The organism is Plantactinospora endophytica (assembly GCF_016862915.1).
GTDB classification, from domain to species: domain Bacteria; phylum Actinomycetota; class Actinomycetes; order Mycobacteriales; family Micromonosporaceae; genus Plantactinospora; species Plantactinospora endophytica.
Genome location: NZ_BONW01000004.1, coordinates 183,512 through 208,470 on the forward strand (window position 1 = coordinate 183,512; position 24,959 = coordinate 208,470).

The following is a 24,959-nucleotide window of genomic DNA, read 5'->3' on the forward strand; positions in this document are numbered from 1 at the left end:
GATGTCGACCGACTACCGCCACCGCTACGCTGACGCGGTTACCAGCAAGCTGGAGCCGGGCGAGGCGATCCTCGCGCTCAGTGAGGCCAAGCGCCCGCATGGCCTGGCGCCGGACCCGCCGCCCCGACCGCCGGAGCCGTCCCCCGGCGACGGGGCGAAGGTGGCCGGGATGGGGCTGGCCAACGTCGCGCTCAGCGGTGTCGAGGCGATCGACAACATCGGTGGCGGCGGCCCGACCGACTGGCTGATCCGGCTCTTCTTCGGGCGTGCCGCCCGGGGCCGGCTCGACTCGGTCGCCGCCGACTACGTCCGGGCGGTGGCGACCGACCAGCGGCTGCTGGCGGTGGTCACCGACCGGCGGTTCGTGGTCTACCGGATCGGCCGCTCGACCGAGATACGACCGTTCGGGCAGCCGCCCAAGCCGTTGGTGGCGGCGAAGTTGAAGCCACTGTGGACGGTGGACCGGGCGGTCGTCGCCGGGGCGCGGCGCCGCTGGCACCGGCTGCACGGCGCCCGGCTCCGGGTGACCTTCCGGGACAACTCCTGGCTGGAGCTGACCGGCCCGCTCTGCCTGGGCCGCCGGCGGGCCGACGAACTCCGGGCCGCCCTCGGCGGCTGAGCCCGGCCCGAATTGGTGCGTCTGGCCCGAAGCGGCGTGGCCGGATCGGGGCGCTGTGGCTGGCTCGAAGTTGTGTAGCCGGCTCGGGGTGACGTGGCCAGCCCGAAGTGGCGTGGCCAGCCAGCCGGCTCGGGGCGGTGTGGCCGGATCGGGGCGGCGTGGCCGGGGCGGGCTACCGTGACCCGATGACGACGGGTACCGGGACCGCCGGTCGCCGAGGAGGTCCGAAGATGACCCGGAGTTCGGCACGGGACGACTGGCGGCGGGTCTTCGTCGCCGAGGCCCGGCGGCGCCGGTTGCCCCGTGCCGAGATCGGCGCGGCGTTGGCCGAGGTCGACGCGTACTGCGCGGAGCCGGGGACCGATCCCACCGACGCGTTCGGCGAGCCGACCGAGTACGCGGTGGCGCTCGCCGACGGGTACCGGGCGGCCGAACCGGAGTCGGCGGTACGGTCACCGTGGCTGGGCGCCTTCGTGGCCGCCAGCACCCTGGTCGGGGTGATGGCCCTGCTCGCCGGGGTGGAGGCGACGACCGGGGACGGCAGCGGGGCGCTCACCGTCGGGCAGGTCGTCTCGGCTCTGGCCGGGGTGGCCGGGATCGTGCTCGTGGCCGCGTGGCTGTTCTGGCCCGCCCGGGCGTACCGGCCGACTCCCGACTGGCGGTTCGGCCTGGTCGGTGCCGCCGCGATCGCCGTGACGACGGTGCCGGTGCTGGTCTGGCAACAGGTGGCGGTACGGGTACCGGGCTGGCTGCTGCTCGGGGCCGGTCTGCTGCTGCTGTTGGCCGCGTGGTGGCCGCTAGCCTCCGGCCGACTGCTCGCCGACCGGGCACCCGCGCGGGCCACCGACGCCGGAAGCTCGGCGCCCGCCCCGGGTTGGCGTACCCGCACCGTCCGCTGGGGCCTGCCGGTCGCCCTGCTCTGCGTGGTGGCCATCGCCGTCCTGCTGGACGCCACCGGCACCTCCTGACCCCACCCGCCATCCTCTCCTCCCCAGTCCGCTGTCCTGGCCCTCCCCGTCCGCCCTCCACCGGAATCAGCCGGGACCGGCTGCCCTTGCCGTCCTGCACTTCCCAGTTGGCCGTCCTCTCCTTAGCGGGCTGTCGTCCCCTCTCGCGGGCCGCCCTCTCCCGAAACCCGCCATCCGGCCGTCCGCTACTCCGCCTGGCGTACGTCGTGCTCCATCCGCGCAGTCGTGGATGACGATCGTCGGCCGACGCGGTGACCGCACCCGCCCGCCTAGCGTCGATGCCAGAGCCCGCCACACAGGCAGGCGACCGTAGCCCGCCACACAGGGCGGCGACCGTTGCCGGTCACGAGAGGCGACGGCCGTTGCCGGTCACGAGAGGCGACGGCCGTTGCCGGTCACGAAAGGCGGCGGCGTAGTGCGCCCGGCAGGGCGGCGATGTGCGCGCCGGGCAGGGCGGTGGCCGTCAAGGCGGCAGAGGCTCGACACAGCGCTAGCGGAGGAGGGCAACCGATGACAGCGACGATCCCGCCGACGGCGGAACCGGTCCGGCCGGCGGAGGGGCATGATCGGAACGTGACAGCGGGCGACGAGGGCGGGACGGGTGTTCCGGCGATGCGGCGCCGGCCGCGCTGGAATACTTCGGCCCTGGTCGCCCTGACCCTGGTCGGGATACCGGTCGGCACCGCCGTCGCCGGGGCGCCGATCACCTACGAGGGCACCCTGCCGCTGGCCGCCTGGCTCGGCCTGTTCCTGCTGCTCCGTCGCCGCTGGCCGGTGGCGGTGCTGCTGGCCAGCCTGGCGGCTGTCACGGCGTTCCGGATCGCCGACCTGACCGGGGCCGGTTGGGTGTGGCCGGCATCGGTGATCTTCTTCCTGCTGGCGGCCGACGACACGCCCCGGCGGCACGGCCTGCGCTGGGCGGTCGGAGCCGGACTGTTCCAACTGGTCTTCGCGGTCAACTGGCAGTGGACGTCGGAGGGCCAGGACGTGCAGCGGGCGATCGGCGAGGTCGGCGGGGAGGCGCTCGGCCTGGCCCTGACGATCGCGGTCGCGGTCGCCCTCCGGAACTGGCTGCGCTGGCGTACCGAACTCGCCGCCGGGCTGGCGCACGCCGAGCAGGAGCGGCGGCTGGAGGCCGGGCGCCGTACGGCGGAGGAGCGGTTGCAGATCGCCCGTGAGCTGCACGATGTGGTGGCGCACACGCTGACCGTGGTGGGTGTGCAGTTGCGGGTGGTGGACGAGGCACTGGACGACTCCACCGACGAGGCGCGGGCCGCGCTGCGTACCGCGCAGGAGATCCGGGCCAAGGCGGTGGCCGACCTGCGGTCGCTGATCGACGTACTGCGTGGTCCGGACGACCGGTCCGCTGCCGGCGCCGTCCCGGCCCCGCAGGCCGACCTCGGCGGCCTGGCCGAACTCACCACCCGGACCCGGGCCAGCGGCCTGGAGGTCGTCCTCGACGTCACCGGCGAGCCCGGCACCGTGGCCGCGCCGGTGGCGCTGGCCTGCTACCGGGTGATCCAGGAGGCGCTGACCAACACGGTGAAGCACGCGGCTGCCCACCGGGCCATAGTGCGGTTGACGATCACCGACGACGAGGTCGGCGTGGAGGTGGTCGACGACGGCATCGGTCCCGGTCCGGGCTCGGTGCCGGGGCACGGCGTCAACGGGATGCGGGAACGGGTCACCGCCCTCGGCGGCACCCTGACCGCCGGCCCGGCCGACGGCGGTGGCTACGCGGTGCGCGCGACGATTCCTGTGGCAGGCTTCCGGCCGTGACGATCAGGGTGCTGCTCGCCGACGACCAGGCCCTGGTGCGGGCCGGGTTCCGCAGCCTGCTGCGCCGGGGGCGGGAGATCGAGGTGGTGGGCGAGGCGGCCAGCGGCGACGAGGCGGTCCGGCTGGCCCGTACCCTGCGTCCGGACGTGGTGCTGATGGACATCCGGATGCCGGGCCTGGACGGTCTCGCAGCCACCGAACGGATCGTGACCGACCCGGCGATGTCCGGCTGTCGGGTGATCATCCTGACCACGTTCGAGACCGACGAGTACGTCTTCGCCGCCCTGCGTGCCGGAGCCAGCGGGTTCCTCACCAAGGAGATCGAGCCTGCGCAGCTCCGTCAGGCGGTCGGGATCGTCGCCGCTGGCGAGGCGCTGCTCTCGCCGAGCGTCACCCGCCGGGTCGTCGAGCAGTTCGCGCACCGGCCGGTGGCGGCGACCGACACCGGGGCGCGGCTGGCGGTGCTCACCGAACGGGAGCGCGAGGTGCTCCGGCTGGTCGCCACCGGGCTGACCAACGACCAGATCGCCGGGCGGCTGTTCATCAGTCCGCTGACCGCCAAGACCCACATCACCCGGGCGATCGGCAAGCTCGGCGTCCGGGACCGGGTCCAGTTGGTGATCCTGGCGTACGAGACCGGCCTGGTCCGCCCCGGCACCCCGGCCGAACCGCCGGACTGAGCCGGTGCGGTCGGTGGGGTCGGGAGGCGGAGGCGCCGAGGCGGCCGGGATCGCCGGGTCGGGGCGCCGCCCCGACGGGCGGCACCCCGACCCGGCGAGGGGAGGTGGCGGGCGTTCCGGGGTCAGCCGACCGCCGCCGCCTCGGCTACCTGCTCGGCGTCCGGCCGGAGCTGCGGGGCGGCCAGGGTGAGGGCGATGTTGACGGCCGCGAACACGGCGGCGACCAGCAGTCCACGGTGGAAGCCCTCGACCAGCGCCTGCTGCTGGCCGGCTCCCTGGGCCAGCGCGTCGCCGACCCGGCTGCTGGACAGCGTGGTGACGACGCCCAGCCCGAGTGCGCCACCGACCTGGAAGAAGGCGTTCAGCACGCCCGAGGCCGCGCCCGCCTCGTGGTTCGCCACGTCGGCCACCGCGACGATCTGGGCCGGCACGCTCAGCGTGACGATGCCGAAGCCGAAGAGCAGCAGTCCGGGCAGCAGTTCGGTGGTGTAGTCGCCGGCCGCTCCGGCCCGGCTGAGCAGCAGCAGGCCGGCCAGGCCGACGGCGGCGCCGGCGAGCTGCACGGTACGGGTGCCGAGCCGGTGCACGAGCTGGCTGGCGAGTACTGCGCCGAGGATGGCCGTGAAGCCCATCGGCAGGAAGTGCAGTCCGGCCTCCAGCGCCGAGTCGCCGCGTACCTGCTGGAGGTAGATCGCGGTCAGGAAGAACATCGCGAGGAAGGCGGCACCGTTGAGCGCCAGGGCGGCACTCGACACGCCCAGCGCCCGGGACCGGAACAGCCGCAGCGGCACCAGCGGGGCGGCCGAGCGCGCCTCGACGGCGACGAAGGCGACAAGCAGGGCGGTGCCGCCGATCAGGAAGCCGAGCACCTCGAACGAGCCCCAGCCGCTCGGCTCGGCGCGTACGACTCCGAAGACGACCGCGAGCAGCCCGGTGGTGCCGAGCAGTGCGCCGGCCGCGTCGAAGGTGCGCGGGCCGGTCTGGTCGTGCCGGATGTCCCGTACGAAGGTGGGCAGGACGGCGACCAGCGCGAGCACGATCGGCACGTTGACGAAGAAGACCCAGCGCCAGGTCAGCGAGTCGACGAGCAGACCGCCGGCCACCACTCCGAGGGTGCCGCCGAGCCCGGCGAGGCCACCCCAGACGCCCATCGCGATGTTGCGTTCCCGGCCGTGCGGGTACGTGACGGTGAGGATGGCGAGCGCGGCGGGGGAGAGCATGGCGCCGCCCAGTCCCTGTACGGCGCGGGCGCCGATCAGGAAGCCGGGTGAGTCGGCGAGGCCGGCGACCATCGAGGCGGCGCCGAAGAGCAGTAGCCCGGCGACGAAGACCCGCCGGGGGCCGAGCAGGTCGGCGGCCCGCCCGCCGAGCAGCAGGAAACCGCCGAAGAGCAGCGTGTACGCGCTGATCACCCATTGCAGGCTGTCGGGCGTGAAGCCCAGGTCGGTCTGGATGTGCGGGAGCGCGACGTTCACGATCGTCACGTCCAGCACCACGATGAACTGCGCGAGTGCCAACACCGCGAGGGTGGCCCAGGGACTGCGTCGCATTAGCTACCTCTTTGCCGAAGCCGAGACCATGGAAGATGTGTACGCCATACGTCTACGCCGTACGTATGCACCGTAGACAAGGAAGTCTACGGTGTATACTTCGCGGTGTGGCAAGTATGAGCAAGGACACGTCCCGGCAGCGGCGGCTCGACCCGGACCGGCTGGTGGCGTCCGCCCTGGAACTCGCCGACGCCGAGGGACTGCCGGCGGTGACCGTCCGGCGGCTCGCCCAGAGCCACGGCGTCACCCCGATGGCCCTCTACCGGCACTTCCGGGACAAGGACGAGCTGCTCGACGCGCTGGCCGCACACCTGTTCGCCTCAGTCGTGGTGCCCGAGCCCAGCGACGCGCCCTGGCCCGAACAGTTCCGGGAGCTGCTGGCCGCGATCCTCGCCGCGCTGTCGCCGCACCCCAACGTCGCCGGGCTGACCCTCACCCGGATCTTCGCCTCGGACCCGGGGCTGGCCCTGGCCGAACGCACCCTCGGGCTGCTCGCCGAGGCGGGCTTCTCGGCCGAGCAGTCCGCCGAGGTCGGCAGCCAGGTCCTCTGCTCGCTGATCGCGATCGTCACCCCCGACCCGGCCGGCGCCGACACCCTGGACCCCGAGGCCCGGGAGGACCGGCTGCGGGCCAAGCGGCTCTCGCTCGCGGCGCTCCCGCCCCGGCGCTACCCGCACGTGGTCGCCGCCGCCGACGCCCTGGTGCACTGCACCAGCGGACAACGCGACCCGGAACTGGCCGTGGACCTGATCGTCGCCGGGGTCCGCGCGGTCCGCCCGGCGGTGAAACCCGGACGAGGCCGGGCGGGGTGAACGACTAGGCTTGCAGGGTTCTGTCCGGATGCCGCCGGGGGGCCGGCTGCCGCCCGAGAGCTGGAGTCTTGATGAGCACGACCGTCCTGCCCTCGTACGACGACGTCGTCGAGCGCTACGCCCCGGTGATCGGCCTGGAGACCCACGTCGAACTGGGCACGAAGACCAAGATGTTCTGCGGCTGCCCGACCGACTTCGGCGGCGAGCCGAACACCCGGGTCTGCCCGGTCTGCCTCGGGCTGCCCGGCTCGCTGCCGGTGGCCAACAAGGCGGCGATCGAGGCGACCATCCGGATCGGCCTCGCGCTGAACTGCTCGATCGCGCCGTGGGGCCGGTTCGCCCGGAAGAACTACTTCTACCCGGACATGCCGAAGAACTTCCAGATCAGCCAGTACGACGAGCCGCTCTGCGTGGACGGCTGGCTCGACGTGGAGATCGTCGGCGAGGACGGCCAGCCCGAGCTGTTCCGGGTCGGCATCGAGCGGGTGCACCTGGAGGAGGACACCGGCAAGAGCCTGCACGTCGGCGGGGCCACCGGGCGGATCCACGGCGCGACCGAGTCGCTTGTCGACTACAACCGGGCCGGCATCCCGCTGGTCGAAATCGTCACCAAGCCGGTCGCCGGTACCGGCGCGCAGGCCCCGATCGTGGCTCGGGCGTACGTCACCGAACTGCGCGACGTGATCCGCTCGCTGGGCGTCTCCGACGTCCGGATGGAGGAGGGCTCGCTGCGCTGCGACGTCAACACGTCGCTGTCGCCGGCCGGCTCCGCCGAGTGGGGCACCCGGACCGAGACCAAGAACGTCAACTCGCTGCGCTCGGTCGAGCGGGCCGTCCGTTCGGAGATGCTGCGCCAGGCCGCCGTGCTCGACGGCGGTGGCCGGATCGTCCAGGAGACCCGGCACTTCCACGAGGACACCGGCGACACCACCTCGGGCCGGTCCAAGGAGACCGCCACCGACTACCGCTACTTCCCCGAGCCCGACCTGGTGCCGCTGGCCCCGGACACGGACTGGGTGGCCGAGCTTAAGGCGGCGCTGCCGGAGCTGCCCCGGGTGCACCGGCGGCGGTTGCAGCAGGAGTGGGGCCTGAACGACCACGACATGCAGTCGGTGCTCAACGCCGGTGCGGTCGAGCTGATCGAGCAGACCGTGGCCGCCGGCACCACTCCGGCCGGTGCCCGGAAGTGGTGGCTGGGCGAGCTGTCCCGGCGGGCCAACGAGGCCGGCGTCGAGCTGGCCGCCGTCGGTGCCACCCCGGCGCAGGTGGCCGAGCTGCAGAAGCTGGTGGACGCGGGCAAGCTCAACGACAAGCTGGCCCGTACGGTGCTGGAGGGTGTGGTGGCGGGCGAGGGCTCGCCGAGCGAGATCATGGCCGCTCGCGGCCTGGAGGTGGTCTCCGACACCGGCGCGCTGACCGCCGCCGTGGACGAGGCCATCGCCGCCAACCCGGACATCGCGGCCAAGGTCCGCGACGGCAAGGTGGCGGCGGCCGGCGCGCTGGTCGGCGCCGTCATGAAGAGCACCCGGGGCGCGGACGCGAAGACCGTCCGCTCGCTGATCCTGTCCCGGCTCGGCGTCGAGGGCTGATCCCGGCTCGGCGTCGAGGGCTGATCCCGGCTCGGCGTCGAGGGCTGACCGGTACGCAAAGGGCTCCGTCCCGTCGCGATCCGCGCGGGGCCGGAGCCCTTCGGCGTACCCGGGGGTCGGAACCCGCCGGCTCATCTGCGGGGGCCGGGGCGCCGTCGGCGTACCCGAAATCGGTGCGGCGGCGTCAGCCGGTGGGGGTCGGGTCCGGTGGCGGGGCACCGGCCGGCGGGATCGGACTGGCCGGGGTCGGCGTGCCGGGGGTCGGGGTTGCCGGGGTCGGCGGTTCCGGCTTCTCGACCACGTGCCGTTCCAGGTTGACCTGCGCCTCGCCGGTGCCGCCGAGCAGGATGTCGTCGTACGCCTGTAGCGCCCGCTGCTGGTCGAAGTAGAGCACCGACATCGCCAGCGGGGTCGGCTTGTCGCCCTCCAGGCCACGCAGCCCGGCCCCGCCGGTGGAGCCCTGCACCTGGAGCTGGGTCGGCATCGCGCCCGGCACCTGTGGCAGTTCACGCACCTCGCGGCTGTGCGTGTGCCCGGCCAGCACCAGCGGTGTGACGCCGGAGAGCGCCTCGGCCGACGCCGGGTCGTGCACCAGGGCGATGTCGACCGGCTTGCCGGAGGCCCGGATCGTCGAGGCCAACTTCTCGCCGGCCCCGGTCACCTGGTCGACCGTCTGCGGCAGGGCGCCGGACCCGGCCGGCGAGGTCTCCTTGTCCGGGGTGAAGCGGGGGTCGCCGATGCCGGCGATGGTCAGCCCGGCGACGTTGACGATCGAGTTGTCGAGTACGACGGCGTTCGGCTGCCGGTCGACGGCGGCGGCGGTGGCCGGCGAGTCGTGGTTGCCCCGGATGAAGACGTACGGCACCTTGAGCAGGCCGATCGAGCCGACGAAGGACGCCTCCGGCTCGCTGCCCCAGTCGGTCATGTCCCCGGTGTCGATCACTACGTCGATCTTGAACTGCTCGACCACGGTCCGGACCACCTGCCAGGCGGTCGGGTTCAGGTGCAGGTCGGAGACGTGCAGCACGCGTACGGTGCCCTGCTCCTGGTCGAAGACCGGCAGGGTGGAGACGGTGGTGTAGAGCTGGCTGACGTTGCCGACCATCCGCTGGAGCTGGTCGGCGTACCGGCCGTAGTCGTTGGCGATCCGTCGGGCGTCGCCGACGATGGCCGGGGCGTTGACCAGGAGTCCCTCGTACCGGGGTTCCTCGATCGAGTCCGGCCGGAAGGTCAGCGCGGCGATGCCGAGGCTGCCGCCGGTGATCAGCAGGGCGAGCCCGCCGGACCAGGCCACCCGACGGGTACGCCGGAACACCAGCGCCGCCAGGATCATGCTGGCCAGTACGGAGACCGCGACCGTGCGTACGCCGACCCGGATCACGCCGTTGGTCACGTCGCTGACGGCGGACTGGCTGGCCCGGCTGATGCTGGCCGGGTCGTCGATCAGTGCCTCGGTGCGGCGCTGGTCGAGCGAGCCGAGCCGGACCGAGAGGTGTGCCGGGCCGGAGTGGCTGCTGAGCTGGAGCGCGCCGAGCGGCGGGATGGTGACGGTGGTGCCGCCGTCGACCGACGGTGTGATCGCCATCTCCGCCCGGAACGGCCCGATGTCGGTCTGCATCCGGCCGCCGAGCAGGACTCCGACGACGATCCCGACCACCGTGACGGCGATGATCGACAACGCCGTACCGGTCCGCCGGCTCGGCTTCGACGTCACCACGGCCCTGACGCCACGTACGGCGGAACGCGACCAGCGCAGCACACGCCGAGCCGCCGGGGGCGACGTGCCCCCGGCGGCTCCGGTGTCGTTCCTCCGCCTGTCCATGCTCAATCATCACCTGCCCAAAGCGACATCTTCAAAACCCGCCGCAGGTCGCACGCCATTTCCACCGCGGGTATGAGCTAGCTCTCCCCGCGTGGCGGGGCCGGACCCGCCCCCGGGTGTCGGGCGTCAGCTCTTGCCGGCCGCGCCGCCGGAGAAGACCAGCCGGAAGATCCGATCGTCCTCGGGGGCCGGGTCGCGCTTGCCGTCGTGGTTGGAGGTGGAGATCCACAGCGAGCCGTCCGGCGCGGCGACCGCCGTCCGGAGCCGACCGTACTCGCCGACCAGCAGCGGGCGGGGCTGGCCAAGTACCGTACCGGCGGCGGTGAGTTCCACCAGCCAGAGCCGCTCGCCCCGCAGGCAGGCCGCCACGAGGACGCGTTCGATCATCGCGGCCCCGGAGCAGGACGCCTCGGCGGTACTCCAGGTGACCAGCGGATCGACGTACTTCTCGGCGTCGGCGCCGCCCCCGCTGGTGCCCTCGACCTCGGGCCAGCCGTAGTTCTTGCCCGGCGTGATCAGGTTGATCTCGTCCCACTGGTTCTGCCCGAACTCGGTGGCGTAGAGCCGCTTGTTGGCGTCCCAGGCGATGCCCTGCACGTTCCGGTGCCCGTACGACCAGACCAGCGAGTTCGGGAACGGGTTGCCCGGTGCCGGCTTGCCGGCGGCGGTCATCCGGAGGATCTTGCCGCCGAGGCTCTTCAGGTCCTGGGACAGCCCACGCTCAGAGGCGTCACCGGTGGTGGCGTAGAGGTAGCCGTCCGGCCCGAAGCCGAGCCGGCCGCCGTTGTGGATGCCGGAGAGCGGGATGCCGGTGACGATCGGCGTCGGCTCCGCACCCAGGGTCAGCTTGGCGACCCGGTTGTCCTCGCTGGTGGAGTAGTAGACAAAGACGGTCTTGTCCCGCTGGTAGGCCGGCGAGACGGCGATGCCCAGCAGGCCGCCCTCGCCGGCCGCGTCGACCTCGTCGAGGGTCTGCACGGTGGTGACCCTGAGCCCGTTGGTGTCCGACTCCGGGCCGACCTTGAGGATCTTGGCGGTGTCCCGCTCGGTCACCAGCGCGCCGCCGTCGGGCAGGAAGGCGATCCCCCACGGGATCTGCAAACGACGGGCGAGCACGGTCGCCGCCACCTGCTGCCCGGCTCCACCCTGACTGGGTGAGACGGACGGGGTCGGGAACCTCGGCGGCTCGCCGGCCGGATCCGGTTCCGGCTCGCCGAAGGCGCAACCACTGGTGACGAGCACGGCCGCCGCACAGAGCGCGACCGCCGCGCGCCGACGGCTGAGTCTGGGGTACGGGCGAGCGCTCACCCGGACCAGGGTAGTCCGATCCCGTCGTACGCCGTCGGTCCGCTCGATCATCCACACCGATCTTTCCTCGGTCATCCCACCGGTCTTTCGGAGTCGTCGCTGGCCGGAGCGCCGGTCGGCGCGACCGTGGCCGCGTCCGGACGCCGCCCGGTCGGGTCGCCGCACCGGTCGACCCGTCAGCGGAGAGAGTCTCCGTGCCCCCCGGCCGGTTCCCGCCCCGGTCCGCGTTCGCGCCGGTCGGGCTGGCGCGCTTCCCGCACTGCGTAATTCCGCACGGGAGTGCCGCCTTTCGGCCGACGCGGAAATCGACGCAACCTTCCTTCCGTGCCCCATTGGTGCCCGGCCGGAACGCCGGTCATTGCGGGCGTACGGGATGTTGCGGTCAACGACGGAGATCGACATCCGGCCGCCGTACCCCGGTCGGCGGTGCGGGATCGCGCAGCGGGTGAAGGCGCTGTGAAAAAACACCTGAGCCGACTTGCCCGGCCCGGCTTGAATTGTTGCCGGAGAGGGGGCGCGATGATCCACAGTAGCGACGAACTGCTCGTCGGGCCGTCGGTCCCGTCGTTGGTCCGGCTGGGACGCTCACCCGACGCCGATCTGGTGTACCGGACGCTCCTCGTCCTGGGGCCCGTGGCGGCCGGCGACCTCGGCCGTGGGCTGGGGCTGTCCCGGCAGCGGGTCACCGACGCGCTCGCCGAACTCGCGGCGGTCGACGCGGTCTGCGCCGGTCCCGGAGACCGGCCCGGCTGCCAGGTCTGGACGCCCCGACCACCCGGGCACGTCTTCCGGACGCTCCGCGCCGCCCAGTCCACCGGCGCGGTGCGGCGGATCGTCCCCGTTCCCGGCCCGGCGCCCGGCGACCCGGCCGGACCGGGGCTGCCCCGGGTCTCGCCCGCCGACCCCGGCGTACGGCTGCTGCCCACCCGGCGGGCCACCCGGGCCCGGCTCGCCCAACTGGTCGGCCTGGCCCGGCACGAACACCTGTCGATGAGTCCGGAGCAGGTCTTCGAGCCGGAGTCGGCCCGTTCGGGAGTGCCGCTCGACCAGGGGTTGCTGGACCGTGGCGTACGGATGCGGGTGCTCGGCGTGCAGCCGGCGGACCCGGATCCGCTGCGGTCGTACCGCCGGCAGCCGGCGGAGAGCCGGCCGGACTACCGCCGGCAGTCGTCCGTACCGATGAAGCTCATCGTGATCGACCGGCGGGTGGCGCTGTTTCCGCTGGTCCCCGGCGACTACAACCTCGGCTACCTCGAGGTGACCGAGCCCTCGGTGGTGGCCACCTTCGTCGCCATGTTCGAGCAGCAGTGGAGGACCGTCCCCGAGCGATCGGAGCCAGCCATGCCACAGATCGACCTCAGCGCCCGGGAGCATCAGTTGATCACCCTGCTGGCACAGGGGCACACGGATGCCAGCGCCGCACGGCAGATGCGGATCAGTGCCCGCTCGGTCACCAACATCCTGCGCACCCTGATGGACCGGGTCGGTGCCGAGAACCGCTTCCAGTTGGGCCTCGCGCTGGGCGCCCTGCGGGCCGTACCGGTTCCGGGGCCGCCGGGCGGTGTGCACAGATCGGCCGGACCGGCCCGGTGAGCCGAGGCGGCACCACCGGCCGGACGGGAGATGTCAGCACCACAGGCGGAAGGGAGCAAGCATCGGATGACGGGTACGACGGGAAAGATCCGCGACGGCGGAGCCGACGCGGCGGTGACCAGATCGGGAGGTGGGGCCAGGATCGTCGTCGCGACCGTGCTGGCCGGGGCGATGTCGCTGCTCGACGCTGCCGCACCGGGCGAGTCCGACTGGCGGCGGGCGGGGCCGGACCGGGCGGCCTCGGCCTCCGGCGACGATCCGCCGCCCGGCGATTCGTTCCAGGAGTCCGGCGGCGTCTGCGGCAACTGCGTGTGACCGTACGAATCCGAACTGGCCGGGTACGCAGCGGGGGGTACCCAGACCGGTCATCTGCTTCGGTAACGCGCGAGTGGTGCTGATCAGAAGAAACGGGCATGTCGCCGGGCGGATCAGCGTTCCGACCGTGCGAGACTGCCCGGCATGGCGCTCGCCACCACACCGGAGCTGACCGAGCCGCCATCCCGGTCCGTCCGGCGGCGACCCACTCCCGGGTGGGTCGCCGCCGGGCTCGGCGGGCTCGGCGTCGGCTACCGGCTGGTGCTGTTGCTCGCCGAGGTGCCACCGAGCAACAGCGACGAGGCCGTCACCGGACTGGTGGCCCGGCACATCGCGCAGGGGCGCGACTTCCCGCTCTTCTTCTACGGCCAGCACTACATGGGCGCCCTGGAGTCCTACCTCGCCGCACCGCTGTTCGCGGTCCTCGGCTCCTCCACCTTCGCGCTGCGCCTGCCCAACCTGCTGCTCTACGCGGCCTTCCTGGCGCTGATGTGGCAGCTCACCCGCCGGCTCTACAGTCCCTGGCTGGCGGCGGTGACCGTCGGCCTGCTGGCGCTCGGCTCGGACCGGATCCTGAAGAACCAGCTCATCGCGGGCGGCGGCTATCCGGAGATGAACCCGGCCGGCGCGCTGCTGGTGCTGCTGGCGGTCAACCTCGGGCTCGGCGCCGTACGCCGGACCGGCCCGGCGTACGCGGGCTTCGGGCTGGTTGCCGGACTCACCCTCTGGGACGACTGGCTGATCCTGCCGTACGTCGGCGCGGCCGGTGCGCTGCTGCTCGGGTTCCGGTGGCGGGCGCTGGGCGGTCGCTCGGGGCTGGCGCTCGGCGCCGGCTCGGCGGTCGGACTCGTCCCGATCGTGCTGCACAACCTCACCGCCGCACCCGAACACCGCTCGCTGGCCGTCTACGCCGGACTGGGCGGTGGCGCCGGCTCCTGGCCGGACCGGCTGCACGGTGCCGTCCTCTTCGGACTGCCGATGGGCACCGGGCTGTGTCCGCCGGGACGGTGCACGCCCTGGCAACTGTGGTGGGGCGTTGCCTATCCGGTGCTGCTCGGGGTCGCCGTCCTGCTCGCCTGGCGGGCACTGCGCCGCGCCACCGACCGGGTGACCCGGGTCCGGCAGGCCGGCCGGCTGGCCCTGCTGGCCGGGGCGGCGACCAGCCTGCTGGCGTACGCGGCCAGTGGCGCCGCCGCGACCAGCCCGGTGGAGAGCGCCCGTTACCTCTCCGTGCTGCTGATCTCGACGCCCGCCGTGCTCTGGCCGCTCTGGTCGGCGCTGACCCGGCCGTACCGGCCCGTCCGGCTGGCCGCCGCCGTCCCGCTGGCCGGGCTCGCGGTCAGCATGCTGCTGGCCAGCGCCTCCCTGCTGGTGGCGAGCCCGGAACTGGCCGGGCGGGCGACCCAGCGCCGGGACCTGGTCGCCGGGCTCGACCGGCTGGGCGTACGCGAGTTCTACACCGACTACTGGACCTGCAACACCGTCATCTTCCTCAGCCGGGAACGGATCGTCTGCGGGGTGATCGGCGAAGACCTGCGGGCCGGCTGGGACCGCCATCCCCGCTACCCGAGGCTGGTCGCCGAGGCGCCCCGGCCGGCGTTCGTGCTCGCCGAACGGTCGGCGCTGGACCTGGCGGTACGGGCCCACCTGCGCGGTGCGGGCGTGCCGGTCACCGAGACCATCCTCGCCGGACACTCCGTCTACCGGCCGTCCGCCCCGGTCGACCTGCCGCTCCACTGACCCCGCGACCACAACCGTGACCTCGACGGCAGCATGGGCATTGGCACCGGAACCGACACCGACGCCGGGCAGCCTGGGCTCCGCCGTCGAGGGTGATCGCCGGCATCCCGGTGCCGGGGACTATCGTCGGCGGACGTGAAGGTGTGGATCCCCCATTCCGAGGGCCTTGAGCTGCTCGGCGAGATTCCCGACGGCGTCACGGTGGAGATCGCCCCGACGCCGGACCAGCTTCCGTCGGACCCGGCCGGAGTGCGCTTCTGGGTGCCGCCGTTCCTCGCCCAGGGCGCCGCCGTGCCGGTCGCGGCCAAGCTGCCCGACCTGCGGGTGGTCCAGTTGCTCTCCGCCGGGGCGGACATCTGGGCCGGCCGGCTGCCGGCAGAGGTCACCCTCTGCGACGCGCGCGGCGTGCACGACTCGTCCACCGCGGAGTGGGTGGTCGCGGCGGTGCTGTCGTACCTGCGGTCGTTTCCGCTCTTCGCGGTCGCCCAGACCCGGCACGAGTGGGTGTACGACCGGGTCAACCCCACCGACGAGCTGGCCGGCAAGCGGGTGCTGATCGTCGGCGCGGGTTCGATCGGGGCGGCCACCCGGGCCCGGCTGGCGCCGTTCGAGGTCGACCTGACCATGGTCGCCCGGACCGCCCGCCCCGCCGAGGGCGTGTACGGCGTCGACGACCTGCCGGCGCTGCTGCCGGAGGCGGACGTGGTGGTGCTGCTGATACCGCTCACCGACGCCACCCGGGGTCTGGTCGACGCCGGATTCCTCGCCGCCATGGCCGACGGCGCCCTGCTGGTCAACGCCGCCCGTGGCCCGGTGGTCGACACCGACGCGCTGGTCGCCGAGGTGACGACCGGCCGGATCGCGGCGGCGCTGGACGTCACCGAGCCCGAGCCGCTGCCGCCCGGGCACCCGCTCTGGGACCTGCCCAACGTGCTGCTCACTCCCCACGTCGGCGGCTCGGTACGCGGGCTGCTGCCCCGCGCCTACCGGCTGGCCGGGGCGCAGTTGCGGCGGTTCGTCGCCGGAACCCCGCTGGTCAACGAGGTGGTCGACGGGTACTGAGCCGGCGCGGGTGCGACGGTCGGGCCGCCTGGCCGGGCGGGCTACGACGCCGCGTCGTCCCGGGACTCCCCGAGTGGCTGGCCGCTGGCACCGACCAGGTCGGGCAGGTCTGCGGCCCGGACCGCCGGCAGCGTCGCCGTGCGGCCGTCCCAGAGCAGGACCACCGCCTGGCCGCGCTGGTCGGACGTCAACTCCACGATCTCGGACCAGGCGATCCAGCGCTGGCCGAGCAACGCCCGGATCCGTATCCCGCCGGGGTCGGCGTCGGTGCCGGCCCGCCAACCCCAGACGCCGACCGCGACCGGTATCAGCAGCAGCGGGGAGAGATACCAGCGGGCGGTGGCCAGCGGCACGGCGCCCAGGAACGCGAGAACGGCGGCCACCCAGATCGCCTGGCTGTGCCGGAAGCGGAGTGTGCCGGTCTTACCCACCCGCTGATTTTCGCACCCCGCCCGGACCGGCCCGGCGACGGCCTCGCCGGGGTGGCCTCCGTCGCTCCCGCCCTCTGCGGGCTGGCGTTGTCCGGGCTGGCGTGTACCGGCTGGCCGGGAGGCGCTGTCTGAAGCGTGACGACGAACGGCTGGATCTCGAATCCAGCCGCACCGGACCACGGTGGTCCTGCTCGACCGGTGTTCGACTCGTCGGGGGTGGTGCCGTGGCTTCGACCGGGGGAGTGTCGTCGCTCCCGGCCGGCGCCGGGCCGCCCCGAACGCCTTCGTCGAGCTGTCGCCGACGACGGCGCGGCCGGTGCCGGAGGCGACCGGTAGTGGATCGGCCGGGCGGTCCGAGTGGGGTCGGCCGGCCGGTCGACACCGCTGGCCGGGCCGGGGGTGGATCGGGCTTGACCGGCTGGGGGAAGATTCTCCCGAGCAACCCGGAGTGGGAGATCCCTACCAATACGTAACCACGCCCCCGGCCGATCGTTGGGGGTTGATAGGAATGGTCGGCTGTGCTGGCCGACCCGTCCTGCACCACGTCCGAGCCCCCTCTGCGAAGGCATCCCGCCATGTTCGTGGCGCACATCGCGGACGGCCGAGCCCGCCGGCTCGTCGTCCGGGTCACCGAGACCGGTGCCCCACTGCTCGCCGTGGGCATCCTGTTCGCCGGTCACCTCGGCGCACTGCCGCCGTACGCCGCGGTCGCGGTCGCGGTCGGCGCGGTCGCCGCCGTGGCCGCCGCCCGGCTGGTCCGGCTGGCCATCAGACTCCACCGCGGCAGTACGGGCTTCGGCCCGTGCCGGGGCGCCGGCTTCCTCGGCTTCGGCCTGGTCGCCAGCGCGCTCTCCTCGTTCGCCCTGTTCCTGGCGCCACCGGACGCCCGGTCGACGGTGGCGCTCGGCGGTCTGTTGCTGACGCTCGCCCTCTACCTGCTCGGGATGATGCTGCTGCCCGGCCGCGCGAGCACGGTGCCGGTACGGCTGCGCCGTGGCTTCGACGGGCTGAGTCTCGGCGTCAGCCTCGCCTTCTCAGCCTGGGTGATCCCGCCGCATCCGCTGCCGACCCTGGCCATGGTCGCCGCGCTGTTGGCCACCGCCGCGCTGCCGACCATCACCATCACCACCCTCCGGGCGTACGAGCACCGGCGTTCCGCCGCACTCTGCGGCACCGGGGCCGGTCTGGCGGTGTTCGGGCACTCGCTGGTCGCCGTCCTGATCGACTACGGCGCACCGGCGACGGCACTGCCGCTGGTCGCCATCTCGCTGGTCGCCGGGCCCGCGCTGATCGCCGCCGGAGCCCGCCGGGCGAATCCGGTCGCCCAGCCGAGCACCGGCCCGTCCGAGCCGCAGACCAACCTGACCGCCTATCCGCTGCTGACCATCCCGGCGATCGTGGCGACCCTCTCCGCGCTCTGGCGGCTGAGCACCGTCGGCACCTTCGACAGCACCCAGATCCTGCTGGGCCTGGCCGTGATCCCGACCCTGGTGGTCCGCGAGGTGCTGGTGATGCTGGACATCCGCCGGTACGCCAAGAAGCTGGCGACCCAGGAGGCGCACTTCCGCTCCCTGGTCTCCGGGGCCAGCGACCTGACCATGATCGTCGGCGAGGACCTGCTCATCCGCTGGCAGTCGCAGACCGCGGCCCGGATCTTCGGGCTCTCCGACGCCGAGGTGCTCGGCCGGGCGTTCCCCGACCTGATGCATCCGGACGACGCCGCCGACGTCACCCGGGTGCTCACCGACGTGCTCGCCGGGCGCCAGGTGCCGACCGGGCGCCCGCAACTGGTCACGGCGCGGCTGCTCGACGGGCACGGCGCCTGGCGGGACACCGAGTCCACCATCAGCGACCAGCGGGCGGTGCCCGAGGTGGCCGCGCTGGTGGTGCACGTCCGGGACGTCAGCGAACGGCAGTTGCTGGAGCGCAAGCTGAACGAGCTGGCCTTCACCGACGAGCTGACCGGGCTGGCCAACCGGCGGGAGCTGATGCGCACCATCGTCACCCAGCGAGGGGTGAAGGGGCACACCGGGGCGCTGCTGGTGATCGACCTGCACGGCATGTCCGGGATCAACGACGCGCACGGGCGGCAGATGGGCGACGCCGTACTCGCCGAGGCGGGTCGGCGGTTGAAGTCCGGTGCCGGTGCCGACGACCTGGTGGCCCGGCTGGGCGGGGACGAGTTCGCGGTGGTGACGGTGGACCGGCCGGTGCTCGCGTACGCGATGGGGACCCGGCTGCTGACCGCGCTGACCGAGCCGTACCCGATGCCGGGGGCGATGCTGCACCTCGGCACCAGCATCGGGCTTGCCGACCTCTCCGGCGGCGACGGTGTCGACGACGTGTTGCGCCGCGCCGACCTGGCCCGGCTGCGGGCCCGGCAGCTCGGCCGCAACCGCGTCGAGTGGTACGACGACCAGTTGGAGGAGCAGTTCACCCGGCGGCTGGACCTGGAACGCGAGTTGCCCGGTGCGGTGCAGCGGGGCGAACTGGACCTGGTCTACCAGCCGGTGCTCGACCTCGACGACGAGCAGCCGGTGGGCACCGAGGCGCTGCTGCGCTGGCGGAACCCGGCGCTCGGCACCGTGCTGCCGGCCGAACTCCTGCCGGTGGCCGAGGACCTGATGCTGGTGGAGGAGCTGGGCCGGTGGGTGCTGGACACCGCGTGCCGGCAGCTCGCCGCCTGGTCGCAGCGGCCCCGCCGGCTCTGGATGTCGGTCAACATCTCGTCCCGGGAGCTGACCGCGCCCGACTTCGTCCGCTGGGTGAGCACCTCGCTCGCCGAGCACCGGGTCGAGCCGGACCGGCTGGTACTGGAGATCGCGGAACCCCGGGGCGGCGTCGACGTACCGGCGGTGGTCACCCAGCTCGCCGGGCTGCGGGCGCTCGGCGTACGGACGGCGCTGGACGACTTCGGCAGCGGGCAGGCGTCACTGGCGCAGCTCCGCCGGCTGCCGGTCGACTTCCTCAAGGTCGACCGGACGCTGGTGACCGAGGGCGGCAACCGGCAGGGCGAGAGCAAGCCGTTCATCGACGTGCTGGTGAGCCTCGGCAAGCGGTTCGGTCTGGAGATCATTGCCGAGGGGCTGGAGTCTCCCGTGCAGGTGGAGCAGGCCCGCCGGGCGGGCTGCCGGCTCGGCCAGGGGTACGCGCTGTCCCGGCCCGCTCCGGCGGAACGGGTCGAGGCGTACCTGGAGGAGTTCCCCAGCCCGTCCCGCTGACCTGGGTCAGTCGGCGGTGTAGCCCGGCATCGGGTAGCAGACGAGCAGGTCCCGGACCTCGCCGGCGACCCGGTCGAGGGTGGCCTCGTCGTCCTTGACCGCCGCCGTGACCGCCTCGTCCATCCAGGCCGCCACCTGCGGCATCTGCTCCTCGGTCAGCCCTCGGGTGGCCAGCGCGGCGGTGCCCAGCCGGATGCCGGACGGGTCGAACGGCTTGCGCGGGTCGTACGGCACGGTGTTGTAGTTCAGTTCGATGCCGGCCCTGTCCAGCGCCTGCGCGGCCGGCTTGCCGGCGATGCCCTTGCTCGTCAGGTCGGCGAGGATCAGGTGGTTGTCGGTGCCGCCGGAGGAGAGCGTGAAGCCCCGCTCGACCAGCGCCGCCGCCAGCGCCTTGGCGTTCGCGACGACCTGGTGGGCGTACCGGCGGAAGTCCTCGGTGCCGGCCTCCCGCAGCGCGACCGCGATGCCGGCGGTGGTGTGGTTGTGCGGGCCGCCCTGGAGGCCCGGGAAGACGGCCTTGTCGACCGCGCTCGCGTGCTCGGCGGTCGTCATGATCATGGCGCCCCGGGGGCCGCGCAGGGTCTTGTGCGTCGTGGTGGTGATCACGTCGGCGTGCCCGACCGGCGACGGGTGGGCGCCACCGGCGACCAGGCCGGCGATGTGTGCGATGTCGGCGACCAGCACCGCGCCGACCTCGCGGGCGATCTCGGCGAAGCCGGCGAAGTCGATGGTGCGCGGCACGGCGGTGCCGCCGCAGAAGATCAGCTTGGGGTGCTCCCGGCGGGCCAGGTCGCGTACCTCGTCGAGGTCGATCCGGCCCGTCTCGGCGGAGACGCCGTAGCGGACCGGGTTGAACCACTTGCCCGTGGCCGAGACCGACCAGCCGTGCGTGAGGTGCCCGCCCATCGGCAGCGCCATCCCCAGCACCGTGTCGCCGGGGGAGAGGAACGCCAGGTAGACCGCGAGGTTGGCCGGGGAGCCCGAGTACGGCTGCACGTTGGCGTGGTCGACGCCGAAGAGTTCCCGGGCCCGGGTGACGGCGAGCGTCTCGATCGGGTCGATGAACTGCTGGCCCTCGTAGTAGCGGCGGCCGGGGTAACCCTCCGAGTATTTGTTGGTCAGCACCGTGCCGCTGGCCTCCAGGACGGCGGCCGAGACGTAGTTCTCGGAGGCGATCATCCGCAGCTTGTCGTGCTGCCGAGTCGCCTCGGACTCGATCAGCGTCGCCAACTCCGGGTCGGCGGCGGTCAGGCTGGGAATCGGTGGTACGTGCACGGTGGTCGTCCTCCTGGCTGGTCTCCGCCTCGCCGCCGATGCTATCGGTTACCGGGCGATCGGCCCCGGCCGGTGCCCCGGGCTCAGAGCTGGCACGGCGGTGCTGGCCCCGATTGGAGCTGGCGGGGACGGGCCCCGATCAAAGCTCACGGTGCTGGCCGATCAGAGCTGGCGGGGCTGGCGCCGATCAGGGCTGGCGGGGCGGTGCGGTGCTGCCGCGCGGGATGAGGTGGGCGGTCTCGTCCTGGAAGTCGCCGAGCGGCTGGCCGGCGATGGCGGCGAGCAGCCGGCCGGCGGCGTGTGCCCCGTACGCGGGGATGTCCCGGCTCAGCGCGGTCAGCGACGGGTGGACGAGTTGGCACAGCGGCGAGTCGTCCCAGGCGACGATCGAGACGTCGGACGGTACGGTCAGCCCCATCTCCTGGGCGACCGAGAGGCCGGCGATCGCCATCACGTCGTTGTCGTACACGATCGCGGTGGGCCGGTCGGCAGAGCTGAGCAGCCGCCGGGTGGCCCGGGCGCCCTCCTCGCCGCTGTAGTCGGAGGAGACGGTGGTCGTACGCTCCAGGCCCAGCCGGCGGCAGACGGCGCCGAACGCCTGCGTACGGATCTCGGTGTGCCGCAGGCCGGGCAGGCCGCCGACCCGGGCGATCCGCCGGTGCCCGAGCGCGACGAGGTATTCGAGCACCTCGGCCAGGGCCACCGACTCGTCGGACCAGACGTAGTCCGGCCCGCCGTCCTCGCCCGGCCCGCCGATCACGACCGCCGGCAGCCGCAACTCCGCCAGCACCGGCAGCCGGCGGTCGTCGATACGCAGGTCGCAGACGAGTACGCCGTCCACCCGCCGCTCGCCCCACCAGCGCCGGTAGACCGCGATCTCGGCCTCGGGGCTGGCCACCACCTGGAGGGTCAGCGCGTACGACCGGGCGGAGAGTTCCGCCTCGACGCCGCTGATCAGCTCCATGAAGAACGGCTCGATGCCGAGGATCCGGGCGGGTCGGCAGAGCGCCAGCCCGACCGCGTTCGAGGTGGCGCCGGAGAGTGCCCGGGCCGCGCTGTTCGGGTTGAAACCGATCTCCTGGGCGATGGCGAGAATGCGTTGCCGGGTGGCGTCCGAGACCCCGGGTTGTCCGTTCAGCGCGTAGGAGACGGCGCCCTTGGAGACCCCGGCCCGCCGGGCCACATCCGCGATCGTCGGCCGCTTCACCCGGCGCTCCTTCGTCTCCGACGAGCCGGGCCGGGGTGGGCCGGTCCGGGTCACCCGCACGTTGCGTCGTGCTGCCGGCCGAGCCGGAAGCTCGGACAGGCCACGGGAGTGAACTTTTCCGGTTAAGCATACCGATGCCGGCAATCTTGCCGGTACTGCCGGCAGCCCGATCCGGCCCCCGGACAGCGCCCGGATATTTCGAGGTCGAGAACTTCACGTCCCCGGTGACCTGGACCGTTTTATTGCCGTGGCTCGACCATTCGGGGCCGATTTGGCGGCCATTGACAGGTCGGAAGGCCGCCCGTACGGTGACTTTACTTATCCGGTTCAGTCGACATCTCTCGATGTCTGGAGTACGCCTCCCGGCCCCACCCGGGCCGGCGACGGTGCCCTCCACCAGCGAAGGCGCGGTGTGGTCACGACCGACCGCGCCCCGAGGAAGTTGAGGTGCCCGTGACGTCCTGGCAGAGCCTGCACGACGGATGGTCGCTGACGGCAGTCCGCAACCCGGAGATGCCGGAGAACCCGGAGGTGCCGGAGTCCGTCGCCTCGGCCCGGGTCCCGGCCACCGTGCCCGGCTGCGTGCACACCGACCTGCTCGCCGCCGGCCTGGTCCCGGACCCCTACCTCGACGAGCACGAACTCGCGCTGGCCTGGATCGGCCGCACCGACTGGTGCTACGAGACCACCTTCCAGTGGGCGGCGGGCGGCCGTAACGGCGAACGGGTGGAACTGGTCTGTGCCGGTCTCGACACGGTGGCGACGGTTGTCCTCAACGACGTCGTGCTCGGCCGGACCGCCAACATGCATCGGAGCTACCGGTTCGACGTGTCCGGGGCGCTGCGGATCGGCGACAACGTGTTGCGGGTGCGGTTCGACTCGGCGTACCGGTATGCCGAGGAGCAGCGGGAGCGGCTCGGCGGGCGGCCGAACGCGTATCCGACGCCGTTCAACTTCATCCGCAAGATGGCCTGCAACTTCGGTTGGGACTGGGGGCCGGAGCTGGTCACCGCCGGCATCTGGCAGGAGATCGGACTGCGGACCTGGCGGACCGCGCGGCTGGCCGAGGTCCGCCCGCAGGTCACCGTCGCCGACGCCGAGGGCCGGGTCACGGTACGCGTCGAGGTCGACCGGGCCGACGGCGAATCCGACGGCGAATCCGACGGCAAATCCGGCGCCGAACCGCTGACCGTCCGGGCCACCGTCGCCGGTGAGGTTGCCGAGACCGTGCTGGCGGCCGGTCAGCGCACCGCCGAACTCGCCGTCACCGTTGCCGACCCGGAGCTGTGGTGGCCCCGGGGTTACGGCGAGCAGCCGCGCTACCCGCTGACCGTCACCCTGCACGCCGGGGACCGTGAGCTGGACGGCTGGCAACGGAAGATCGGCTTCCGTTCGGTACGCCTGGACACCGCTCCCGACGAGCACGGCTCGGCCTTCACCGTCGTCGTCAACGACCTGCCGGTCTTCGTCCGGGGCGTGAACTGGATCCCGGACGACTGCTTTCCGCACCGGGTCACCCGGCAGCGGTACGCCGAACGCCTCCGCCAGGCCGCCGAGGCGAACGTCAACTTCCTGCGGGTCTGGGGCGGTGGCCGCTACGAGTCGGAGGACTTCTACGACCTCGCCGACGAGTTGGGGTTGTTGGTCGGGCAGGACTTCCTCTTCGCCTGCGCCGCGTACCCGGAGGAGGAGCCGTTCCGCTCCGAGGTACGGGCCGAGGCGGTCGAGCAGGTCGTCCGGCTGGCCAGCCATCCGAGTCTGGTGCTCTGGTTCGGCAACAACGAGAACATCTGGGGCTGGCACGACTGGGGCTGGCAGGCCGAGCTGGCCGACCGGAGTTGGGGCGCCGGCTACTACTTCGAGCTGCTTCCCGCCGTCGTCGCCGAACACGACCCGAGCCGACCGTACTGGCCGGGCAGCCCGTGGTCGGGGCGGCCGGACATCCACCCGAACGATCCGGCACACGGCAGCATGCACATCTGGACGGTGTGGAACCAGCTCGACTACACGCACTACCGCGACTACCTGCCCCGGTTCGTCGCCGAGTTCGGCTGGCAGGGCCCGGCCGCGTACGCGACGCTGCGCCGGGCACTGCCCGGCAGAGAACTGGCCGAGGACTCGGCCGCGCTGGCGCACCGGCAGAAGGCCGGCGACGGGCGGCTCAAGCTGGCCCGGGGGCTGGCCGCACACCTGCCCGCGCCGCGCGACTTCGACGACTGGCACTACCTGACCCAGCTCAACCAGGCCCGGGCGATCAGCGTCGGGGTCGAGCACCTGCGGTCGTACCGGCCGGTCTGCATGGGCAGCGTGGTCTGGCAGCTCAACGACTGCTGGCCGGTGACCTCGTGGGCCGCGGTCGACGGCGACGGCCGCCGCAAACCCCTCTGGTACGCGCTGCGCCGCGCGTACGCCGACCGACTGCTCACCATCCAGCCGAGGCAGGGCGGGCTGGCCCTGGTGGCGGTCAACGACGGCGGCGCACCGTGGACGGGCAGGGTGGACGTGACCCGGCTGACCCTGGCCGGCGAGCCGAGGGGCAAGGCGACGGTCGCGCTGTCGGTACCGCCGTACTCGGAACTCACCTGGCCGTTGCCGGCGGACGTCGGCAGTTCGGACGACCCCCGCAGCGAGCTGCTGGTCGCCGATCCCGGCGGTACCGCCGAACGGGCCTTCTGGTTCTTCGCCGAAGACCGCGAGGCGGCGTATCCGCCGGCCGACTACGACGCCACGGTCGAGCCGGCGCCGGACGGGGTACGGGTCCGGGTGACCGCCCGGACGATCCTGCGCGACCTCGTGCTCGCCCCGGATCGGCTCGATCCGGCGGCGGAGGTCGACGAGGCGCTGGTCACGCTGTTGCCGGGGGAGTCGACCACCTTCACCGTACGCTCCGCGGTCGCCCTGGACCCGGCGGCGCTCACCACCCGGCCGGTACTCCGGTACGTCAACGACATGGTTCCGAAGCAGTGATCCCTTGCCCTGCGCTCTCGC

Annotated in this window: 18 protein-coding genes; 12 read left to right on the top strand and 6 right to left on the bottom strand. The window is 73.0% G+C overall.

Features of this window, described 5'->3' with window-relative positions; all coding sequences use genetic code 11:
- Window position 1 precedes the first annotated feature (1 nt).
- From Pen02_RS06545 to Pen02_RS06560, 4 genes are all read left to right on the top strand, one after another.
- Entirely contained in the window at window positions 2-619 is a 618-nt protein-coding gene (locus Pen02_RS06545) for a hypothetical protein (protein WP_203865017.1), read from the top strand.
- A gap of 230 nt (window positions 620-849) precedes the next feature.
- Window positions 850-1,587: a DUF1129 domain-containing protein gene (locus Pen02_RS42470; protein WP_203865018.1), complete on the top strand. Its 738-nt coding sequence runs from the start codon at window positions 850-852 to the stop codon at window positions 1,585-1,587.
- 510 nt (window positions 1,588-2,097) lie between these two features.
- Window positions 2,098-3,366: a sensor histidine kinase gene (locus tag Pen02_RS06555; RefSeq protein ID WP_239140154.1), complete on the top strand. Its 1,269-nt coding sequence runs from the start codon at window positions 2,098-2,100 to the stop codon at window positions 3,364-3,366.
- Window positions 3,363-4,046, top strand: coding sequence for a response regulator (locus tag Pen02_RS06560; RefSeq protein WP_203865019.1), 684 nt, complete (start codon window positions 3,363-3,365; stop codon window positions 4,044-4,046). Before Pen02_RS06555 ends, Pen02_RS06560 begins: the two co-directional genes overlap by 4 nt.
- A gap of 122 nt (window positions 4,047-4,168) precedes the next feature.
- On the opposite strand, the gene Pen02_RS06565 is transcribed toward Pen02_RS06560, so the two are convergent.
- Window positions 4,169-5,596 carry a DHA2 family efflux MFS transporter permease subunit gene (locus tag Pen02_RS06565; RefSeq protein ID WP_203865020.1) on the bottom strand — a complete coding sequence of 476 codons (1,428 nt, stop codon included), beginning with the start codon at window positions 5,594-5,596 and terminating at the stop codon, window positions 4,169-4,171.
- Between the two features lie 116 nt (window positions 5,597-5,712).
- Here Pen02_RS06565 and Pen02_RS06570 point away from each other — a divergent pair, with 116 nt between their 5' ends.
- Both Pen02_RS06570 and gatB read left to right on the top strand, forming a co-directional pair.
- The gene (locus Pen02_RS06570; RefSeq protein WP_203865174.1) at window positions 5,713-6,408 is read left to right on the top strand and encodes a TetR/AcrR family transcriptional regulator; all 696 of its coding nucleotides are present in this window, start codon (window positions 5,713-5,715) and stop codon (window positions 6,406-6,408) included.
- Between the two features lie 71 nt (window positions 6,409-6,479).
- Window positions 6,480-7,997 carry an Asp-tRNA(Asn)/Glu-tRNA(Gln) amidotransferase subunit GatB gene (gene gatB, locus Pen02_RS06575; RefSeq protein ID WP_203865021.1) on the top strand — a complete coding sequence of 506 codons (1,518 nt, stop codon included), beginning with the start codon at window positions 6,480-6,482 and terminating at the stop codon, window positions 7,995-7,997.
- A gap of 184 nt (window positions 7,998-8,181) precedes the next feature.
- Here gatB and Pen02_RS06580 read toward each other — a convergent pair whose 3' ends face one another.
- Window positions 8,182-9,819, bottom strand: coding sequence for a metallophosphoesterase family protein (locus tag Pen02_RS06580; protein ID WP_203865022.1), 1,638 nt, complete (start codon window positions 9,817-9,819; stop codon window positions 8,182-8,184).
- Between the two features lie 126 nt (window positions 9,820-9,945).
- Window positions 9,946-11,127: a PQQ-dependent sugar dehydrogenase gene (locus Pen02_RS06585; protein ID WP_239140156.1), complete on the bottom strand. Its 1,182-nt coding sequence runs from the start codon at window positions 11,125-11,127 to the stop codon at window positions 9,946-9,948.
- A gap of 519 nt (window positions 11,128-11,646) precedes the next feature.
- On the opposite strand from Pen02_RS06585, the gene Pen02_RS06590 reads away from it, so the two are divergent.
- From Pen02_RS06590 to Pen02_RS06605, 4 genes are all read left to right on the top strand, one after another.
- The gene (locus Pen02_RS06590; RefSeq protein ID WP_203865023.1) at window positions 11,647-12,720 is read left to right on the top strand and encodes a helix-turn-helix domain-containing protein; all 1,074 of its coding nucleotides are present in this window, start codon (window positions 11,647-11,649) and stop codon (window positions 12,718-12,720) included.
- 66 nt (window positions 12,721-12,786) lie between these two features.
- Window positions 12,787-13,035 (top strand): hypothetical protein, encoded by a 249-nt coding sequence (locus Pen02_RS06595; RefSeq protein ID WP_203865024.1) that lies wholly within the window; start codon window positions 12,787-12,789, stop codon window positions 13,033-13,035.
- A 144-nt stretch (window positions 13,036-13,179) separates the two neighbouring features.
- Window positions 13,180-14,775: a glycosyltransferase family protein gene (locus Pen02_RS06600; protein WP_203865025.1), complete on the top strand. Its 1,596-nt coding sequence runs from the start codon at window positions 13,180-13,182 to the stop codon at window positions 14,773-14,775.
- A gap of 135 nt (window positions 14,776-14,910) precedes the next feature.
- Entirely contained in the window at window positions 14,911-15,837 is a 927-nt protein-coding gene (locus Pen02_RS06605; RefSeq protein ID WP_203865026.1) for a 2-hydroxyacid dehydrogenase, read from the top strand.
- A 41-nt stretch (window positions 15,838-15,878) separates the two neighbouring features.
- Here the strand turns inward: Pen02_RS06605 and Pen02_RS06610 are convergent, their stop codons facing one another.
- Window positions 15,879-16,268 carry a PH domain-containing protein gene (locus Pen02_RS06610; protein ID WP_203865027.1) on the bottom strand — a complete coding sequence of 130 codons (390 nt, stop codon included), beginning with the start codon at window positions 16,266-16,268 and terminating at the stop codon, window positions 15,879-15,881.
- 575 nt (window positions 16,269-16,843) lie between these two features.
- Between Pen02_RS06610 and Pen02_RS06615 the strand changes: the two genes are divergently transcribed.
- Window positions 16,844-19,489: a putative bifunctional diguanylate cyclase/phosphodiesterase gene (locus Pen02_RS06615; protein WP_203865028.1), complete on the top strand. Its 2,646-nt coding sequence runs from the start codon at window positions 16,844-16,846 to the stop codon at window positions 19,487-19,489.
- A 6-nt stretch (window positions 19,490-19,495) separates the two neighbouring features.
- Here the strand turns inward: Pen02_RS06615 and glyA are convergent, their stop codons facing one another.
- Both glyA and Pen02_RS06625 read right to left on the bottom strand, forming a co-directional pair.
- Window positions 19,496-20,764, bottom strand: a complete 1,269-nt coding sequence (gene glyA, locus Pen02_RS06620) for a serine hydroxymethyltransferase (RefSeq protein WP_203865029.1) — start codon at window positions 20,762-20,764, stop codon at window positions 19,496-19,498.
- Window positions 20,765-20,951: 187 nt separating this feature from the next.
- Entirely contained in the window at window positions 20,952-21,971 is a 1,020-nt protein-coding gene (locus Pen02_RS06625) for a LacI family DNA-binding transcriptional regulator (RefSeq protein ID WP_203865030.1), read from the bottom strand.
- A gap of 513 nt (window positions 21,972-22,484) precedes the next feature.
- Here Pen02_RS06625 and Pen02_RS06630 point away from each other — a divergent pair.
- A complete protein-coding gene (locus Pen02_RS06630; protein ID WP_203865176.1) occupies window positions 22,485-24,938 on the top strand; it encodes a glycoside hydrolase family 2 protein in 2,454 nt (817 codons plus the stop codon).
- The last annotated feature ends 21 nt before the right edge of the window (window positions 24,939-24,959 follow it).